This window comes from Mesorhizobium sp. M1A.F.Ca.IN.020.06.1.1, from assembly GCF_004023265.1.
Lineage (GTDB): Bacteria > Pseudomonadota > Alphaproteobacteria > Rhizobiales > Rhizobiaceae > Mesorhizobium.
In genome coordinates this window covers 1-2716 of sequence record NZ_RZSR01000828.1, presented here as the reverse complement: position 1 = coordinate 2716, position 2716 = coordinate 1, and the positions used below count along the sequence as shown (strand labels likewise).

Sequence of the window (2716 nt, the reverse complement as noted above, 5' to 3'; positions counted from 1 at the left end):
AGAACGCAGTGCGCGCCGAGGAACCCGGAGCCGCCGGTAACGAGCACCAACTCACCGCTTTAGGCGTTGCAGTCCCTCAAATGGCGACCTGAGTGCCGATCTCGACCACGCGCCCGGTGGGGATCTGGAAATACTCCGTCGCATCCGCCGCCGTCTTCGCAAGGCCAATGAACAGCCTGTCCTGCCAGATCGGCATGCCGGAATTGGGCGAGGCCTTCAGCGAGCGCCGCGACAGGAAGAAGGACGTCGTCATGATGTCGAACTTCCATCCTTGCTTGCGGCAGATCGCCAGCGCGCGCGGAATGTTCGGCTGCTCCATGTAGCCGAAGGTCAGCGTGACCCGCATGAACAGGTCGTTGACCGTCTCCATCTTCACCCGCTCGCTGTCCGGCACCACCGGCTGCGGTGCGGTCACCACGGAAAGAATGACATTCTTCTCATGCAGCACCTTATAGTGCTTCAGGCTGTGCATGAGCGCGGTCGGCGCGCTCAGCGGATCGCCGGTCAGGAACACGGCGGTGCCGGACACCAGCTGCGGCTTTTTCTTCGAAAGGTTCGCCGCCAGGAAGTCGAGCGGGATTTCGTTGCGGCGCGTCTTGTCGAACAGGTAGCGGCTGCCGCGCACCCAGGTCCACATGCCGAGGATGATGGCGAAAGCCACGGCGAGCGACGCCCAGCCGCCTTCGAACACCTTGACGATGTTGGAGGCAAAGAAGCCGACATCGATGAAGACAAACAGAGCCGTTAACGACACCGCGACCCAGAGCTGCCATTTCCAGATACGGGTCATGACGACGAAGAGGAGCACCGTCGTCACCAGCATATTGCCGGTCACCGAGATCCCGTAGGCCGAGGCAAGTCTGCTGGACGCGCCGAAACCGACCACCAGAAGCATCACCACCAGCGCCAGCAGCATGTTGACGCGCGGCATGTAGATCTGGCCCGACTGTTTTTCGGACGTATGCAGGATCTCCAGCCGCGGCAGCATGTTGAGCTGCACCGCCTGCCTGGTCAGCGAAAAGGCACCGGAGATCACCGCCTGGCTGGCGATAACCGTCGCTGCCGTCGCCAGAATCACCATCGGGATCAGCGCCCAGCCTTCATTCATCTCGAAAAACGGATGGCCGACGACGCCGTTCTTGGCGAGCACGAAAGCGCCCTGCCCGGCATAGTTCAATAGCAGGCAGGGAAATACGATCGCCAGCCATGCCAGCACGATCGGCTTGCGGCCGAAATGGCCGAGGTCGGCGTAGAGTGCCTCCGCGCCGGTGACGGCCAGGAAAATGGCGCCGATCGTGACAAAAGCCACGTCCGGCGAGTGGATCAGGAAGGCGACGATGTAGTGCGGGCTGATCGCCCAAAGGATTTCAGGATCGGCAATGATGTGATTCAGCCCGGACAGGCCGATGGCGAGGAACCACACGGCGGTGATCGGCCCGAAGATCAAGGCGACACCACCTGTGCCGAACCGCTGCACCGCAAACAGAATGGCCAAGATGAGCAGCGTCAGCGGCACCACATAAGGCTGAAAGGCGGGTGTCACGACATTCATGCCTTCGACGGCCGAAAGCACGGAGATGGCCGGGGTGATCACGGCGTCGCCAAAGAAAAGCGAGGCGCCGGCGATGCCGATGGCCAGGATGACCGCCGAACGCGTCGCGAAAGTGCTGCGCGCCAGCGCCATCAGCGAGAGCACGCCGCCTTCGCCACGGTTGTCGGCGCGCAGCACGAACATGATGTACTTGATCGTGACGATGATCGTTAGCGACCAGATGATCAGCGACAGCACGCCAAGGATATCGCCGCGATCGGCGACCTCACCGCGCGAGGAAGCAACGAGCGCCTCGCGGAACGCGTAGATCGGGCTGGTGCCGATATCACCATAGACGACACCCAGCGCGCCCAGCATCAGCACCTTGGTGCTGTGCTGCTCTATTTCCGGATGCCCGGTTTGCTCGACGGGTTCTGCCTCAGCACCATTGGCAAGGGCCATGACGACACTCCGATAAAATGCGCGGTGCTCTACGCTTGCTGCAGTGCAATATCAAGTGCCCTGGCGTTAGGGCTCCCATACCGCCAGTGCAAGGCTCGACCTGCAGAGGTGCATTCAAATCTATGGCACAATGTGGATGCTTGAAGCGTCAGATCGCGACCTGCGTACCGATCTCGACCACGCGCCCGGTTGGGATCTGGAAATACTCCGTCGCATCCGCCGCCGTCTTCGCAAGGCCGATGAACAGCCTGTCCTGCCAGATCGGCATGCCGGAATTGGGCGAGGCCTTCAGCGAGCGCCGCGACAGGAAGAAGGACGTCGTCATGATGTCGAACTTCCATCCCTGCTTGCGGCAGATCGCCAGTGCGCGCGGAATGTTCGGCTGCTCCATGTAGCCGAAGGTCAGCGTGACCCGCATGAACAGGTCGTTGACCGTCTCCATCTTCACCCGCTCGCTATCCGGCACCACCGGCTGCGGTGCCGTAACCACGGAAAGAATGACGTTCTTTTCGTGCAGCACCTTGTAGTGCTTCAGGCTGTGCATGAGCGCGGTCGGCGCGCTCAGCGGATCGCTGGTCAAGAACACGGCGGTGCCGGACACCAGCTGCGGCTTCTTCTTGAGGAGGTTCGCCGCCAGAAAGTCGAGCGGGATTTCGTTGCGGCGCGTCTTGTCGAACAGGTAGCGGGTGCCGCGAATCCAAGTCCACATGATCAGCCCCATGA

2 protein-coding genes are annotated in these 2716 nt (G+C 61.6%); both read right to left on the bottom strand.

Going from position 1 to position 2716, the window contains the following annotated elements; translation table 11 throughout:
* Window positions 1–76: 76 nt before the first annotated feature.
* Window positions 77–1993 carry a potassium transporter Kup gene (locus EOA60_RS27605; protein WP_127335430.1) on the bottom strand — a complete coding sequence of 639 codons (1917 nt, stop codon included), beginning with the start codon at window positions 1991–1993 and terminating at the stop codon, window positions 77–79.
* A 148-nt stretch (window positions 1994–2141) separates the two neighbouring features.
* Window positions 2142–2716, bottom strand: a 575-nt coding sequence (locus EOA60_RS27600) for a KUP/HAK/KT family potassium transporter (RefSeq protein WP_206628271.1), incomplete at its 5' end; no start/stop codon positions are given.

Excerpts from the sequence above, each read along its gene's own strand:
- EOA60_RS27605 (WP_127335430.1), bottom strand. The coding sequence starts at position 1,993 with ATGGCCCTTGCCAATGGTGCTGAGGCAGAACCCGTCGAGCAAACCGGG.